Raw genomic sequence first — 14,413 nt, 5'->3', positions numbered from 1 at the left:
AAAGGCCAGGAGACACCCCCGGGCCAGGGGAGTTTTTGTCCACTTATCGAGAGTTGGAGCGCTCTCATCCCGCGTTATCTGGACAAAAACTCAACTATTCTGGATGGGATGAGTGAATCCCCAGAAACCCCCGAGTCCGCACCTGCCCAGACGCCGGAGGCCGCCCCGGGTTCAGCCGCCGACCAGCCGCAGGCGACCCGGCCGGTGACCCCTGGCAGCCAGGCCTCGTTCGGTACCTACGGCGGCCGGCCTGTCAGCTTCGTGCGCCGCGGAACCCGTTTGCAGGGCCGCCGGCAGGTGGCCTGGGAGGAGCACTCGGACCGCTGGGCGGTGGACGTCCCGCGGCACATCGCCAACACTTCCGTGCACCCCGACTACGTGTTCGACGCCGCGGCGGAGTTCGGGCGCACGGCTCCGCTGATCGTGGAGATCGGTTCGGGCCTGGGCGATGCCGTCTGCCACGCGGCCGAAGAGAACCCGGACTGGGATTTCCTGGCCGTGGAGGTCTACACGCCCGGGCTCGCCAACACGATGATCAAGATCAACAGCCGCGGGCTCAGCAACGTCCGCGTGGTGGAGGCCAACGCGCCGGAGGTCCTGGCCACCATGCTGCCGGCAGGTTCCGTCAGCGAGGTCTGGGTCTTCTTCCCCGACCCCTGGCACAAGTCGCGCCACCATAAGCGCCGCCTGATCCAGCCCGAGTTCGCCGAACTCGTTGCCGCGGCCCTCAAACCCGGCGGCCTGTTCCGGGTGGCCACCGACTGGTCAAACTACGCCGTCCACGTCCGCGACGTGATGGCCGGCTCCGCCGATTTCGTGAACCTGCACGACGGCGAGCGCAGGGGTCCCGAAAGCCCGCTGACGCAGGTGTGGCAGTCCGGGGTCGAAGCCCTGGTGGGCGGCGCGCCGGTCAAGGAGGGCCGCGCCCCGGTGAGCACCGAACACACCGGGCCCAACGAGGGCGTGGACGAAACCGGCGGCTGGGCGCCGCGGTTCGAGGGCCGGATCCGGACGAGCTTCGAAAACAAGGCGCACGAAGCGGGCCGGCTCATCTTCGATCTGTGCTACCGGCGGTTATGATGCACCATGGCATCCGCGCAGCCGCCCGTACCGCCGCACGCCCCGGAGCGCCGGTCGGCTGACTCGCGCGGCCTGGCGGCAGGCATCACCAGCCTCGTCACCGCAGTGCTGGCACCGGTGGCGGCCATGTTCGGCCTCTCAACGTTCATCATGGCGGCCGCGGAGCCCCTCCTGGCCAACGTCCCGCTGCCTGACACCAGCGGATACTGGGTCCTGCTGACGGTCCTGGTGGGCCTCCTGGCGGGGCTGGTCCTGACCTCGGTGATTACGGGAATCGTGGCCATCAGACGCTCACAGCGGATGAATGCCGGGAGGATCACCGGCATGCTGGGCCTGGCATTTACTGCGTTCAACATGACAGGCGGCCTCTGGACCTGGGCCGGCTTGGCCGGACCGTGGCCCCTCCTCGGCTAAGCGCCGGGTGCCGGGCCGGGCGTCAGCTCACCCGGATGGCGCCGACCACTTCCTTGAGCAGGCCGATCCGCGGTTCGAGCTGCGGGTCGGCATACGGCCAGATCACCACCACACCGATAAAGCGGTCGTTTTCCCACACGCCCACGGTGGCGGCGGCTTTCGCGTCACCCCGTGCGTCGTCATAACCGACAACGACGGCGTACGCGGCCTTGCCGGGGAGGTTCAGTTCGCCTTCGGTCAGCAGGCTGCCGCCGCGCTCGTCAAGGTAGTGCGCTGACATCAGGTGCGCCCAGCCGTTGGCCTGCGCCGGACCCTCGACGGAGGTATCGTCCTTGATGACAGTGACGAGGACGTCCCCCAGCAGCCCGTACTGCTCAGTGCCGGGACCGGCGGTGGAGTCATCCAGGATGAGGGTGTGGTCGGGGAAGTCCGCGGTGAAACCGAGCGGGGATTCGATGTGAACTGTCATGGCTGGCGATTGCTCCTTCAGCGGTAACGCAGTGTTTGCAGGTTCGTAGGGCAGGCGGTACTAGAGCCGGGACAGCCTCGTGTCGTTCGGGACCTTCTGGTACGTGCTGACGTTCGTGCTGACCTGGTTTTCCGTGCTGACCTTGACCTCGCCCGCCTTGACGTCGAATCCCGCCTCGTTGGACGCCGTGACCACGCTGTTCACCTGAATGGTGGCCGAGCCGGCCTCGTAAAGCCTGGCGGCGTCCCGGGCAGCTGCCGCTTCGTTCCCCAGAGCCACATTCTTCATGTAGCTGTCGATCACGGCGCTGTTCTCCGGCGTGTAATCGATGTCGATCTTGACGCTGCCCTGCGTGCCGGCCGTCACGCTGGATTCGATGCTGCCGGCCTTCACGTCCAGGCCCTCCTTGACGCCCTGCGCCACGGTACCCTCCATGGACAGCGACACCGAACTGAGGTTGTTGTCCCTGTCCATGTTCAGTTCCAGCCCGCCCTTGCCGGAGGCCTCGAACGTCCGGCCGTCCAGGTCCAAACTGCCCTGTGCGGAAACCTCCACGCTGCCCTTGGACGTCCCGTCACTCAGGTTCTTTTCGTAGGCCAGTTCCAGCTTGGCGGAGCCTTCGGCATCGGCGGAGTCGGCCCCCGCTTCAAAGCTCAGCGACCCCTTGGCTTTGTCCTCATGGCCGCTGGACCCGTTATCCGACGCTGCATCATTAAGGGTGTCCAGGATGTAGTCCGGCGGGTTGCCGGCCACGTCCTTGATATCGCCCACGCTGTCCGGCGGGAGGTCCGCGTACATCTGGTTCCGGGCCGCCACGGCCTCTTCAATGCTGTCGAACGTGTACTCCCGCGCCACTTCGCCGCTGAGGGTGGCGCCGGCTGACCCGGTGGTGTCGTTCACGCCCAGGCCCATGTTGCCGTAGACCTTCACCGTGGCCGAGCCGTCTGCGTTTTCCACCACTTCCGTACCCACCTCCGCGCCGCCGTGGATCCACAGCACACGGGCGTCGATAGTGGCCTTGCCCGTCTCTGTATAGACCGGGATGTCTTCCCTGGCCAGCTCCAGCAGGTGCTCCCGGGCGAGGTTCTGGGCTGATTTCGGGATCCCGCCGTCCATGGCCATCAGGTCGTGTGCCAGCGGACCGTCCGGGCCCTCACCCTCGATCAGGTATTTCTTGTCCGCGGCCGAGAGCCCGTCCCACCATGTGGCCTGTTCCTCGGGACTGGCCCCGGCCATCGCCTCCAGCTGCCCCCGCAGTTCGGCCCGGTGCTCGGCGGCTTCACGGGCAGCCTCCAGTTTTTCCTGCGCCCAGTTCTTCAGCTGCCCGAGCAGTCCGGTCAGCCCGCCCTGCCCTGAACCGGTGCCGCCGGAACCGGCAGCCGAGGACCGCTCCTGTTCCGCGGCGTGCTGGAGCAGGAGCTTCGAGTTCTGCCGGAGGCTCGCCACCACCCGTTCAATGCCGGGCCGGTGGCTGCCGGTCCACTCCTGACGGAAGCGCTCGCCGTCGCCGCCTTTCCAGGGAGCGGCAATGATCTGGCTTTGAAGCGAGGAAGCCCTGGTGCTTAGCAGCGAAGCAGCCTTGTCTGCGGCCTTGGCCAAGGCGCGAAGCTGACTGACGTCAGCACCGTAAAAAGTCATGGAGTCTCCCCGGAGAATGGTGCAGCTACGAAACTGGTGGCTGGTCCATATCGTGCCATCCTGCAGCAGGGGGTGCCATGGGCATCACTCCCCATGCAGCACCGGAACCGGCGGCTGCCCCTCCAGACTACTGCCGCACCAGGCGCCGGGCCGGGAACTGTTCCGGAACCCGTTCCCGTGGCACGATTGGCCTTTAACACTACGGCGGGACAGTCCCGCGGCGACGAGAACTGCACGAGGATCCGGACATCAAAAAAGAACTGAGAGAGGCCGCAGGGACGGCTGAGGAAGTCACCAACTCGCGGCCGCTGGAGCTCATGGCCCGGGCCGGGTTCGGAGTGAGCGGCATCCTGCATTTCCTGGTGGGCGCCATCGCCATCCGCCTGGCCATGGGCGGGGAGGGCAAGGCGGACGTCAGCGGCGCCGTGCAGGAACTTGCCAGCCAGCCTGCCGGCCCCATCCTGCTGTGGAGCAGCTTCGCGGCCTGCGTGGCCCTGGCCGTCTGGCAGACGAGCGATGCAATCTTCGACTACAGCCACCTGCCGACCCGGGAGAAAGTCCTCCGCAAGCTCAAGGCGGCCGGCCAGGCAGTGGTCTTTGCCGCCTTCGCCCTCACGCTCGTCTCCTTCGCCGTGGGCACCGGGAAGGACAACAGCCAGTCCACCAGCGACTTCACCATCGCCCTGATCAAGGCCCCCGGCGGGATCGCACTGCTGATCGTCATCGGCGCAGCCGTTGCCATCACCGGAGTCGTGTACGGGATCCGCGGCATCCGGAAGTCGTTCGAAAAGCACCTTCGCATGCCTGCCCCGGGCACGATGCGCACCGGGGTTACCGTCCTGGGCGTGGTGGGCTACGTCGCCAAGGGGTTTGCGCTCCTGCTGGTGGGCCTGCTCATTGTCGTTGCCACCGTTCAGGCGCATCCGGAGGAGTCCACCGGGCTCGACGGCGGGCTGAAGGCCCTGCGGGACCAGCCGTTCGGGCTTTACCTGCTGGCCGCCGTCGGAATCGGGCTGATCTGCTATGGCGTGTTCCAGATGGTGCGCGCCAAACTGGCCAAAATGTGAGCGCGGCGCGGCCCCCCGGCTAGGGTGGACGCATGCCCCAGGTACGCGCCGAGCGCTTCATCCGCCTCGATCCGGAGACCGCCTTTGCGTTTTCCCAGACCACCGGCGACTTCCGGCTGAAGTGGGATCCCTTCATTTCGGCCCAGGGCTGGCTGGACGGCGCCAGGGCCGCGGGTAAGGGCGTCCGCACCCGGACGGTCTCGAAGATGGGGCTGGTGATGGTGAGCGAGTACGTCTCCTACGCACCGCCCCGGAACGTGGGCATGACCATGGTGTCCGGCCCGTGGTTCTTCGGCAACTTTGGCGGCGGGTGGCGTTTCACCGCGGCCGACGGCGGCACCCGGGCAGTCTGGAAGTACACCTTTTCGTGCCGGCCGGCGTGGTTGCGGCCCGTGGCGGAGAGGGTGGGAAGCTGGCTGCTGGGCCGCGAGATCGAGAAACGCATCGAAGCCTTCGCACGGGCGTGCGAGGATCCGCAGCTGGTGCAGGAGTTCCGCGCCCTGCAGTCCTAAGACCGCCCGCCGTCGAGGGCTGCCCTGACACGCACCCCGACGCCGCGCAGCCTGTCCAGGGGCTCGGTGGCGTAGACCAGCCGCACGTACCGCGGCGCCACGTCCTCTCCCCACGCCGTCATGGGGGTCGCGGCGACCCGGCCGGCAGCCAGGAGCCGCCGCGACAGCTCCGGTGCACCCATCCCCAGCGCCTCCGCATCCAGCAGCAGCGACCAGCCGCCCTCCGGCACCACGACAGGCAGCCCGGCCAGCTCCTCCACCACCAGGTCCCGCCGCGCCTGCCACTCCCGCACGGCGCCGGGGATCCCGTCATCGCTGTTGGTCAGCGCCGCGAGGACCCCGGCCTGGTTGAAGCCGCTGGCCACGGCGGTGTTGTAGATCGCAGCGAGCGCCACATCTCCCATCACCTCCGGCGGCCCGGCCACCCACCCGACGCGCCAGCCGATCATGCGGTAATTCTTGGAGACGCCGCCCAGGGTGATGGTGTGCGGGGCCAGTTCCGGGAAGGAGGCCGGATGGCGGTACGGCAGGCCGTCGAACAGGATCCGGTCCATGGCGGCGTCATAAAGCAGCCAGCAGTCCGCATGCAGGCAGGCGTCACGGACGGCGCCCCATTCGGCGTCGTTGAGCACGTGGCCGGTGGGCATCGCGGGGCTCATCAACAGGATGGCTCGGGTGCGGGCAGACACCGCCGCGGCCAGCCGGGCCGTGTCCAGCCGCCAGCGCCCGCCGGAAACAACCAGCGGGACAAACACCGGCACCGCCCCCGCCAGCCGGACCCTGTTGATCATTCCCGCGTAAGTTGGATCCGTGAGGATCACCTCGTCGCCGTGGTCCACGGTCGCCAGGAGAACACTGAGCATTCCCGCGAGCGCACCGCCGGTGATCACCACTTCGGAGCGCGGATCGTACGCGAGCCCGGTCTGCTGCCGGAGCCGGTGCGCCACGGCCTGCCGGAGGGCCAGCGTGCCCGTGAACGGGAGCCAGCTGTTGGCGGCCTTGTTTCCCACCGCTTCCCGCGTTGCGATGACGGCCGACGGCGGCGGCGCGACATCCGTGTCCAGGTTCTCCATGCGAAGCACATCGGGATCACCACCGACGGCGGCTGCCACCTTATCGATGCCGAAAGGCTGAATCCGGGCGAACCGCCCTGTCCTGCCGCGGACCATGTGCCCAGCGTCCCACCGGGTGCGGAACGCGTCAATGGGCCCTACGGGCCTTCCACCATGGAAATGACGGCCACAGTCTGCTGCCCTTCGTCGCGCAGTTCCACGCTGCTGATACTGCTGATCTGGGTGGGCGTTGCTCCGGTGATCCTGGACCGGCCCCCGGGCGTCGCAGACCAGCTGCAGGCCCGGTCCTCGGTACCGTCCTGGCCTTTGACCCACAGGGACAGCGTGCCCTCGGTGGGCAGCCTGGTGCCGGAGAACGAGACCTCAGTCCCCCATGCTTTCTTCATGAGGGCAAGCTGGACCTGCAGCCCGCCCGGGGCCTCCACCGAGTAGCTGGCATCCGGGCGGGGCGGCGGGTTGAACACCGGAGCCGCGAGCACTCCCAGTGCGAGGCACGCGGCGGCCACGGCCGCGGCGAAAGCCGCCCGCCGCCGTCGTGATTTCCGGCGCCTGACCGCCAGCTCATCCAGCAGGGCGTCGGGCTCCCCCGCGGAAGCTACCCCCAACGATGTAGCTTCCGCGGGTGCTGTTGGCCCGGATGGTGCTCCGGTCAGGGCGACGGCGTCGGCAACAGGCAGGGCGTCCAGCAGCGCCGGCAGGCTGGCGAGTTCGTCCACTTCCCGGCGGCAGTCCGCGCACCCGCCCAGATGCTGTTCGAACAGCGACGCTTCGGCCGGCTCGAGGCCGCCCAGCAGGTAGGCGCCCAACAGCTGGTGCAGGTCTGCGTTGTTCACCGCTGCACCCCCATTTCGTCCAGGATGGTCCGCAGCGCCCGCACCGCGTAGAACGCACGGGACTTCACCGTCCCCGCCGGGATGTTCAGTTCGACGGCCGCCTCCGCGACGGTGCGGCGGCGGTAGTGCAGCGCCACCAGGACATCGCGGTGTTCGGTGCTGAGCCGCAGCAGGGCTTCCTCCATCAAGACGCGGTTGAGCAGCTCATCAACCCGTTCGCTGGCTTCCGCCGGATCCGCCACGTCCCGCTCCGTCGCTTCGACAGGACGGCGCTGGGCCTTGCGGTAGTTGTCGATCATGATGTTCCGGGCGGTGCGGAAGAGGTAGCTCCGCAGGCTGCCGGTGATTTCCGGAGCCTGCTGCCAGACGCGGAGCACCGTCTCCTGGACCACGTCGTCAGCCAGTTGCGGATCCCGCGAGGCGCTCAGCACAAAGCGCCGCAGCGCCGGGCCGTGTTCCCGGTAGATCGCTGCCACCACTTCCTCATCGAGCGGCATCCGTGCCCCTCCCGCCGTGCTGATGGTGCCATGCATTGTGTGTGCTGCCTCGTGCTGCCTGGTGCTGCCGCGGCGGGCCGGACGCCCTCCGTTCCCCCTTATGACGCCGCCCGGGCCTAAACGGTTCACCCGGCAGAACCATCCTGCGTTCTGAACCATTCTGCGTTCTGAACCATTCTGCGTTCTGAACCATTCTGCTTCCTTGCACGTCGTACCGGATAGCGCCGGACCCCACCGTTTTGGCCGGCACGAATCCAAGGAGCTGGACATGAAAAAGCAATGGGGCGCCGGGCTGTCCATCGTGGCGCTGGCCGCTGCCCTGACCGCCTGCGGCGGCGGGACCGGAACCACACCCACCACTGGTACTCCCGCCACCGGCACACCCACCACGGTGGAGAGCACGACGGCGGCCTCCGCCCCGGCGGAACTGAAGACCGCGTCAACAGCCGCCGGCCAGGTTGTGGTGGACGCGCAAGGCATGAGCGTCTATTTCTTCACCAAGGACGTCAAGGATTCCGGCACCAGCGCCTGCACCGGTGCGTGCATTGCCGCGTGGCCTCCGGTCCTCACGGAATCCGACGAGCCTGCCGTCGAGGGCATCACGGGCACCGTGGGAACCATCTCCACGCCGGAGGGCAAGAAGCAGGTGACCATTAGCGGCCTGCCGGTGTACTACTACATCAAGGACAAGGCTGCCGGCGACGTTACCGGCCAGGGCGTCAACGACGTCTGGTACCTGGTCAGCCCGGCGGGAGAGATGGTGAAAGCCCCCTCGGCAGGCTACTAGGCCGGAGGACGCTATCCCGGGTGCTGGCCGGCCGGCTACTTGGACGGCAAGGGACCGGGCACGTCAGGCAGCTCGATCGGCGGTGTGGGAATCAGCTCGGAGGGATCGGGGCCCACCGGGGAAGAGGGAAGCGGCTTCCCGGTGAGCGGCTGGCCCGGGTCCGGGATGGTGCCCGGGTCCCGCGGATCGAGCTTGTCGGGCAGCGTGTGGCCCGGGTTGCCGGCCGTGCCCGGTGATGGCGTGGCGGGATCGGCCGTGGTGCCGCCGGCCCGACCGCCCGGGCTTGAGCCGCCGTCCGCCGGAGTAGCTCCCGGCGTCGTGGGGGCAGTCGCCGGCGGACCGGGCACCGTTTCCCCGTTTTCCGGCGCGGGCTGGCCAGTCGTCCCTGTTCCGGAGGTCAGGGTCCCTACGACGACCGTCACGGCATGCCGGACATTTCCCAAGGTCTGGCGGAAGTTCTCATCGGAGGCGGCCGCGGCGGCACCGCCGGCGGCAAGGGCAGCGGCGACCGAAAAGGCCGTGAGCGGCAGGCGGCGTTTGCGGCGTCGTCGGGCAGCCAGTTCGTCAACGGCCGGCTGTTCCACGGCATGCTGTTCAACCGCTGGCGCCATCAGGGCTTCCACTGCGGCGGACGGCCGGGGGCTGTCCGCCGCCAGGGCACGCAGTTCCAGCAGGACGGGGCGAAGGTCGCCGGCGTCTTCCATGCCGGCGTCGGCCAGCAGTTCGTCGATGATTTGCTGGTTCCGGGATGAGGAGGTGTCACTCATGATGTGCCTGGCTTCCTATTGAGGCGCGTTCCCTGAGGGCGCTCAGCGCCCGGCGATGCAACTGTTTGACTGCCCCCGTGGTCCTGCCCATGACCTCGGCGGCCTGTTCCACCGACAGGTCCGCAACCACCCTGAGGGCAAGGACTTCCTGGTGGTCCGGACTGAGACCGTCGAGCAGCGCTCCCGCACCGTGCACATTCTCGAGCGCCAGTTCCTCGGCGGATGCCGTACTGCGGGCGTCGAGGTCCGACTCGTAGGGGCTCAGTGCCGGGGTGCGCTCGTTGCGGCGGTAGTGGTCCACCATGCGTGCGTGGGCGATGGAGAAGACGAGCGACTTGGCACCCTGGAGCCCGCCGCTCAGGCCGTCAAGCTTCGGATAGAAGGCCAGGAACACGTCCTGGGTGACCGCTTCCGGATCGTCCACTCCCCGCGCCCTCAGGTACCCGAGGACGGCGCCGGAGAACTTGCGGTAGACAAGGGTGAACAGCACGGCGGGGTCGGTCCCGTCCGTGTGCACGTATTCATCTGCCAAAGTGTCGAGCACCCTCAGGCTCCTCCATCCTGCGGAGCGCGGTCACAAATTTCCGGGTTCGGAAGGCTGCGGACCGGCCGCTGTTGCACCGCGGGACTCCTGCCAAGGGAAGGAGTCCCGCGGTCCACCATAGGTAACTGCTTTACGGACGGCCAGCCGAGGTGGGCAGTTCCGGGAGCTCAGTGGGGACTTCGGCGGGGATCTCCGGTGCGGCCGGAACAGCTGCCTGGGTGGGCAGCTCCGGTGCTTCGGGAACCTCCGGGGCTTCAACGTCGACGGCGGCGTTGCCGTTGCCGGCAACCTCAGCCTCGTTGCCGTCAGCCTTAGCGGCTGCATTGGCACCTGCGTTGCCGGCGGCAACGACGTCATCGCAGTAGCTTCCGATGTTGGCTTCGCCCTCGGCTGCGATGGCCAGCGACTTGAAAGCGGTGGAGGATGCTTCCAGGCCGCCCTTGGTGAAGGCGGTGCACAGGCCGTAAGCGGCGGGGCCGGTGGCGTCCGGGCCGGCGGCGGCGGCCGAGGCTTCGGCGCTGGCGTCTTCGCCATCAACGGAGCCGGCTGCGTCGGCGGAGGCGGACGGCGTGGCGGAAGCGGATGCCTCAGCGGCGCCGGACGCGGCGGTCTCGGAAACGCCGCCGACGTGCGGAGCGGGGGCGCCGAGCAGTTCGTGGGCGCTCTGCTGAATGTCAGAGGGAAGGGCCCCGGCAAATGCGGCTGCGCCGGTGCCACCGACCGCCAGCGTGCCGGCCGCCAATGCGCTCGCAGCAACCTTACTTGTGGCAAAAATAGTGAACAAGGACATGAAACCCTCCGAAAACATATACAACAGTGTCAGTAACGGCCAGGTTGGATCCGGCCACTCAAGCGGTGCGGACGCGGTCCGCACTCCCCTTACATCGATGCGGGGTCCGGAAAGGTTACGCGGTTCCGGAAATTCTTTCGGGGGCGGTTTGGGGCGCCGCTTTTTTGGGGACCGGAGACGGGCCGGCGGCGGCGCTAGGATCAGCACATGCGCAACCCGACCGACCTGAAGAACGCGGCCAGGACCTGGCAGACCATGGTGGACAACAACCACGCCCTGCTCCTGCGCAAGTCCGGCCACGACGCCGGGTGGTGGGCTGAGCTGGCCCGCGCGGCCGGGCTGCGGCTTGACGCGCCGCCCGCGGGACGGCTTACTGCCGTCAAAGTCCGCGCCGGCGATTTCTTCGACCGCAAGGTGCGGTTGACGTCAGTTGAAGAAGTGGACGACGACGTCCTGGACTTCCTGGCGAAAGCGCTCCACCAGAACAGCTGAGGACGTGCAAGGGGGAACCGGCCGCTGCACGCGGCGGGTTCCCCCTTGTCGGTGCGGAATGCCCCGCTACTTCGCTGCTGCACCGGCCGTGGCAGCGACCTCGGCACCGGCAAGCCGGAGCCAGGTGTCCACCACGGTGTCGGGGTTCAGGGAAACTGAATCGATGCCTTCCCCGACCAGCCACTCGGCGAAGTCCGCGTGGTCGCTGGGCCCCTGGCCGCAGATGCCGACGTACTTGCCGCGCGCCTTGCACGCCTTGATGGCCATGCTGAGGAGCTTCTTGATGGCGGGGTCGCGTTCATCGAAGCCACCCGAGACAATCGCCGAATCGCGGTCCAGGCCCAGGCCCAGCTGGGTCATGTCGTTGGAGCCGATGGAGAACCCGTCGAAGTGGTCCAGGAATTCGTCGGCGAGCAGCGCGTTGGACGGAATCTCGCACATCATGATCACCTCGAGGCCGTTCTCGCCACGCACCAGGCCGTTCTCCGCCAGCAGCTCGATGACGCCGCGGGCCTCGTCCAGGGTCCGCACGAACGGGATCATGAGCTTGACGTTGGTCAGCCCCATCTCGTTGCGGACGAAGGACAGGGCCTCGCACTCGAGGTCGAAGCAGTCCCGGAAGGACGGTTCCAAGTACCGCGAGGCGCCGCGGAAACCGAGCATCGGGTTCTCTTCGTGCGGCTCGTAGGCGGGTCCGCCGATCAGGTTGGCGTACTCGTTGGACTTGAAGTCGGACATGCGCACAATCACCGGTTCCGGCGCGAAGGCCGCCGCGATGGTGGACACCCCTTCGGCCAGGCGCTTGATGTAGTAGTCGCGCGGGCTGCCGTAGGCGGCGATCCGTTCCCGGATCACCGCGGCCACGTCCGCCGGCTGCTCGTCCAGGTTCAGCAGCGCCTTGGGGTGGATGCCGATCTGGCGGTTGATGATGAATTCGAGCCGGGCCAGGCCAACTCCGTGGTTGGGCAGCTGCGCGAAGGTGAACGCCTGCTCCGGGGTGCCAACGTTCATCATGACCTTGACCGGGGCCTCGGGCAGCTGGGTGATCTCGGTGTCCTCGACGCTGAAGTCCAGGAGCCCTTCGTAGATCACGCCGGTCTCGCCGTCGGCGCAGGAAACGGTCACCTCGAGGCCGTCGGACAGGACGTCCGTGGCGCCCCCGGTACCGACGACGGCGGGAATCCCCAGTTCCCGGGCAATGATGGCCGCGTGGCAGGTGCGTCCGCCGCGGTTGGTCACGATGGCGGAGGCACGCTTCATGATCGGTTCCCAGTCCGGGTCGGTCATGTCGGCCACCAGGACGTCTCCGGTCTGGAACGCGGCCATCTGGTCGATCGAGCTGAGGATGCGGACGGTGCCGGCGCCGATGCGCTGGCCGATGGCGCGGCCTTCGACCAGTACCCGGCCGGTCCCGTTGAGCCGGAAACGGCTCAGGCTGCCGGAGGCGCGGCGGGACTGCACGGTCTCCGGGCGCGCCTGCAGGATGTACAGTCCGCCGTCGATCCCGTCTTTGCCCCATTCGATGTCCATGGGGCGGCCGTAGTGGTTCTCGATGGCCACGGCGTGCCGGGCGAGCTGCTCGACGTCGTCGTCCGTAAGGCTGAAGCGGCTCCGCAACGAAGCCTCAACCGGAACAAAATCGATGGTGTGGCCCACTTCGCGGTTGCTCGTGTAGGTCATCTGGAGCGCCTTCTCACCCAGGCCGCGCTTGAGGATTGCCGGGCGGCCGGCCTGCAGGGCCGGCTTGTAGACGTAGAACTCGTCCGGGTTGACGGCGCCCTGGACCACTGCTTCGCCGAGGCCGTAGGAGGAGGTGACGAACACGGCGTCGTTGAATCCCGATTCGGTGTCCATGGTGAACATGACGCCGGAGGCCCCGACGTCGGAGCGAACCATCCGCTGAATGCCGGCAGAGAGTGCCACCTCGGCGTGTTCGAACTTGTGGTGCACGCGGTACGCGATGGCGCGGTCGTTGTAGAGCGACGCGAACACATCCTTGATGGCGAGCAGGATGTTCTCGATGCCGCGCACGTTCAGGAAGGTCTCCTGCTGGCCTGCGAAGGAGGCGTCCGGCAGGTCTTCCGCGGTGGCGCTGGAACGGACGGCCCAGGAGAGGTCCTCGGAGCCTCCGTGTTTCTCCACCAGCTGCTGGTACGAGTTCCTGATCTGCGCCTCGAAGTCCGGCAGGAACGGCGTCTCGCGCATGAGGGTGCGGATTTCCTGGCCTGCCGAGGCGAGGGCGGTCACGTCGTCGGTGTCCAGGCCGATGAGCCGGTCGGCGATCTTCTGGTCCAGCCCGGAGTCTGCGAGGAAGGTCCGGTACGCGTCCGCAGTCGTGGCGAAACCGTCGGGAACCTGGACGCCGGCAGAGGTCAGGTTCTGCACCATCTCACCGAGGGACGCGTTCTTTCCGCCCACCCGGTCCAGGTCCTTGAGTCCGAGTTCTGAGAACCACAGGATGTCTGTCGTCATAGTTGCTGCTCCTTTGCAGATGATGGCATGCAGATGTGCCGCCCCGCTCGCGGCGATAGCCGGTTGGTGGGCGCGAATCCTGTCCACAGTGACAGGTCTCGGGCGCTCTTTCCACATGATGTGCGCCACACTGAGATTGTGAAACTTTTCCCTAATGCTTGAGGTTCATGCGCTGCAGGATGGTCGCAGCCATTTCCTCCACGGAGACTGTTGCTGAATTCAGGTACGGAATCCGGTGGGAGACGTACAGCTGCTCGGCGCTGCGCAACTCGAAGCCGCACTGCCGAAGCGACGCGTAGGGCGAACCGCGGCGCCGTTCGGTGCGGATCTGGCTCAGGCGCAGGGGGTTGGAGGAGAGGCCGAAACATTTCTCAACGAAAGGCCTCAGCGGCTTGGGGAGCCCCTCCCGCTCAAAGTCCTCGTCCACCAGGGGGAAGTTCGCGGCGAAGATTCCGTGTTGCAGCGCCAGGTACATGGTGGTGGGAGTTTTTCCGCAGCGGGACGGCGCCACCAGGATGACCTGGGCCTTCTCCAGCGCACGCAGGCTTTGCCCGTCGTCGTGTTCCATGGCGTACTCGACCGCGGCCATCCTAGACTGATAACGCTCCGCATTGCCCAGACCATGCGCCCTGCCGGGCTCGCCGCTGGCCGGCGAGCCGAGGGCCTGCTCCAGCTGTCCGACATGCGTCCCGATCAGGTCCACGATGATCCCCTGGCACGTGGCCAGGGTCTGGCGGATGTCGCTGCTGACCGCTGTGGAGAAGACGATCGGCCGCAGACCGCTGGCGGCCAGTTTGTCGATGGTGCCGACGACTGTCCTGGCCTGTTCGACGGTAGTGATGAAAGGGACCGTGATGCGGTCGAAATGATTAGCCGGAAACTGCGTCAGCAAGGTGTTGCCGAGCGTTTCCGCGGTGATGCCGGTGCTGTCCGAAAGGAAGTAGACAGGCCGAAGATCGTCATTGGTCATGAACGCAT

Annotated in this window: 16 protein-coding genes; 6 read left to right on the top strand and 10 right to left on the bottom strand. The window is 67.4% G+C overall.

The features are described 5' to 3' along the window. The first annotated feature begins 108 nt into the window (after positions 1-108). The gene (trmB, locus tag RW112_RS13875; RefSeq protein WP_317782338.1) at positions 109-1,080 is read left to right on the top strand and encodes a tRNA (guanosine(46)-N7)-methyltransferase TrmB; all 972 of its coding nucleotides are present in this window, start codon (positions 109-111) and stop codon (positions 1,078-1,080) included. 6 nt (positions 1,081-1,086) lie between these two features. Next, complete coding sequence (locus RW112_RS13870; protein WP_317782337.1) at positions 1,087-1,494, top strand: hypothetical protein; 408 nt, start codon at positions 1,087-1,089, stop codon at positions 1,492-1,494. Between the two features lie 22 nt (positions 1,495-1,516). On the opposite strand, the gene RW112_RS13865 is transcribed toward RW112_RS13870, so the two are convergent. Next, positions 1,517-1,963 (bottom strand): hypothetical protein, encoded by a 447-nt coding sequence (locus tag RW112_RS13865; RefSeq protein ID WP_317782336.1) that lies wholly within the window; start codon positions 1,961-1,963, stop codon positions 1,517-1,519. Positions 1,964-2,023: 60 nt separating this feature from the next. Further along, the gene (locus RW112_RS13860; RefSeq protein ID WP_317782335.1) at positions 2,024-3,601 is read right to left on the bottom strand and encodes a hypothetical protein; all 1,578 of its coding nucleotides are present in this window, start codon (positions 3,599-3,601) and stop codon (positions 2,024-2,026) included. A 260-nt stretch (positions 3,602-3,861) separates the two neighbouring features. Between RW112_RS13860 and RW112_RS13855 the strand changes: the two genes are divergently transcribed. Further along, complete coding sequence (locus RW112_RS13855) at positions 3,862-4,668, top strand: DUF1206 domain-containing protein (RefSeq protein WP_317782645.1); 807 nt, start codon at positions 3,862-3,864, stop codon at positions 4,666-4,668. A 32-nt stretch (positions 4,669-4,700) separates the two neighbouring features. Then, positions 4,701-5,180, top strand: coding sequence for an SRPBCC family protein (locus tag RW112_RS13850; protein ID WP_317782334.1), 480 nt, complete (start codon positions 4,701-4,703; stop codon positions 5,178-5,180). On the opposite strand, the gene RW112_RS13845 is transcribed toward RW112_RS13850, so the two are convergent. Genes RW112_RS13845 through RW112_RS13835 form a run of 3 tightly spaced genes read right to left on the bottom strand, consistent with a single transcriptional unit; the run spans position 5,177 to position 7,583 of the window. Further along, the gene (locus RW112_RS13845; RefSeq protein WP_317782333.1) at positions 5,177-6,349 is read right to left on the bottom strand and encodes a pyridoxal phosphate-dependent aminotransferase; all 1,173 of its coding nucleotides are present in this window, start codon (positions 6,347-6,349) and stop codon (positions 5,177-5,179) included. The genes RW112_RS13850 and RW112_RS13845 overlap by 4 nt on opposite strands. 41 nt (positions 6,350-6,390) lie before the next feature. Continuing rightward, positions 6,391-7,086 (bottom strand): anti-sigma factor family protein, encoded by a 696-nt coding sequence (locus tag RW112_RS13840; protein ID WP_317782332.1) that lies wholly within the window; start codon positions 7,084-7,086, stop codon positions 6,391-6,393. Continuing rightward, positions 7,083-7,583 carry a sigma-70 family RNA polymerase sigma factor gene (locus RW112_RS13835; protein ID WP_317782644.1) on the bottom strand — a complete coding sequence of 167 codons (501 nt, stop codon included), beginning with the start codon at positions 7,581-7,583 and terminating at the stop codon, positions 7,083-7,085. Before RW112_RS13835 ends, RW112_RS13840 begins: the two co-directional genes overlap by 4 nt. Positions 7,584-7,851: 268 nt before the next feature. Here RW112_RS13835 and RW112_RS13830 point away from each other — a divergent pair, with 268 nt between their 5' ends. After that, positions 7,852-8,370, top strand: coding sequence for a hypothetical protein (locus RW112_RS13830; RefSeq protein WP_317782331.1), 519 nt, complete (start codon positions 7,852-7,854; stop codon positions 8,368-8,370). A gap of 35 nt (positions 8,371-8,405) precedes the next feature. Here RW112_RS13830 and RW112_RS13825 read toward each other — a convergent pair whose 3' ends face one another. From RW112_RS13825 to RW112_RS13815, 3 genes are all read right to left on the bottom strand, one after another. Then, positions 8,406-9,137: a hypothetical protein gene (locus RW112_RS13825; RefSeq protein ID WP_317782330.1), complete on the bottom strand. Its 732-nt coding sequence runs from the start codon at positions 9,135-9,137 to the stop codon at positions 8,406-8,408. Next, positions 9,130-9,681, bottom strand: coding sequence for a sigma-70 family RNA polymerase sigma factor (locus tag RW112_RS13820; protein WP_317782329.1), 552 nt, complete (start codon positions 9,679-9,681; stop codon positions 9,130-9,132). Before RW112_RS13820 ends, RW112_RS13825 begins: the two co-directional genes overlap by 8 nt. Before the next feature lie 130 nt (positions 9,682-9,811). Beyond that, positions 9,812-10,471 carry a protein tyrosine phosphatase gene (locus RW112_RS13815; RefSeq protein ID WP_317782328.1) on the bottom strand — a complete coding sequence of 220 codons (660 nt, stop codon included), beginning with the start codon at positions 10,469-10,471 and terminating at the stop codon, positions 9,812-9,814. 207 nt (positions 10,472-10,678) lie between these two features. On the opposite strand from RW112_RS13815, the gene RW112_RS13810 reads away from it, so the two are divergent. After that, entirely contained in the window at positions 10,679-10,963 is a 285-nt protein-coding gene (locus RW112_RS13810; RefSeq protein WP_317782327.1) for a hypothetical protein, read from the top strand. A 66-nt stretch (positions 10,964-11,029) separates the two neighbouring features. Here RW112_RS13810 and ppsA read toward each other — a convergent pair whose 3' ends face one another. Further along, positions 11,030-13,435: a phosphoenolpyruvate synthase gene (ppsA, locus tag RW112_RS13805; RefSeq protein WP_317782326.1), complete on the bottom strand. Its 2,406-nt coding sequence runs from the start codon at positions 13,433-13,435 to the stop codon at positions 11,030-11,032. 151 nt (positions 13,436-13,586) lie between these two features. Next, the gene (locus RW112_RS13800) at positions 13,587-14,405 is read right to left on the bottom strand and encodes a pyruvate, water dikinase regulatory protein (protein WP_305942570.1); all 819 of its coding nucleotides are present in this window, start codon (positions 14,403-14,405) and stop codon (positions 13,587-13,589) included. Between the last annotated feature and the right edge of the window lie 8 nt (positions 14,406-14,413).

The sequence above is a fragment of the Arthrobacter sp. B10-11 genome, from assembly GCF_033142195.1.
GTDB lineage: Bacteria > Actinomycetota > Actinomycetes > Actinomycetales > Micrococcaceae > Arthrobacter > Arthrobacter oryzae_C.
This window is presented reverse-complemented; position numbering and strand designations above follow the sequence as displayed.

Coding starts and splice junctions, on each gene's coding strand:
- trmB (WP_317782338.1), top strand. CDS start 109: ATGAGTGAATCCCCAGAAACCCCCGAGTCCGCACCTGCCCAGACGCCG.
- RW112_RS13870 (WP_317782337.1), top strand. CDS start 1,087: ATGGCATCCGCGCAGCCGCCCGTACCGCCGCACGCCCCGGAGCGCCGG.
- RW112_RS13865 (WP_317782336.1), bottom strand. CDS start 1,963: ATGACAGTTCACATCGAATCCCCGCTCGGTTTCACCGCGGACTTCCCC.
- RW112_RS13860 (WP_317782335.1), bottom strand. CDS start 3,601: ATGACTTTTTACGGTGCTGACGTCAGTCAGCTTCGCGCCTTGGCCAAG.
- RW112_RS13850 (WP_317782334.1), top strand. CDS start 4,701: ATGCCCCAGGTACGCGCCGAGCGCTTCATCCGCCTCGATCCGGAGACC.
- RW112_RS13845 (WP_317782333.1), bottom strand. CDS start 6,349: ATGGTCCGCGGCAGGACAGGGCGGTTCGCCCGGATTCAGCCTTTCGGC.
- RW112_RS13835 (WP_317782644.1), bottom strand. CDS start 7,583: ATGCCGCTCGATGAGGAAGTGGTGGCAGCGATCTACCGGGAACACGGC.
- RW112_RS13830 (WP_317782331.1), top strand. CDS start 7,852: ATGAAAAAGCAATGGGGCGCCGGGCTGTCCATCGTGGCGCTGGCCGCT.
- RW112_RS13825 (WP_317782330.1), bottom strand. CDS start 9,137: ATGAGTGACACCTCCTCATCCCGGAACCAGCAAATCATCGACGAACTG.
- RW112_RS13815 (WP_317782328.1), bottom strand. CDS start 10,471: ATGTCCTTGTTCACTATTTTTGCCACAAGTAAGGTTGCTGCGAGCGCA.
- RW112_RS13810 (WP_317782327.1), top strand. CDS start 10,679: ATGCGCAACCCGACCGACCTGAAGAACGCGGCCAGGACCTGGCAGACC.
- ppsA (WP_317782326.1), bottom strand. CDS start 13,435: ATGACGACAGACATCCTGTGGTTCTCAGAACTCGGACTCAAGGACCTG.
- RW112_RS13800 (WP_305942570.1), bottom strand. CDS start 14,405: ATGACCAATGACGATCTTCGGCCTGTCTACTTCCTTTCGGACAGCACC.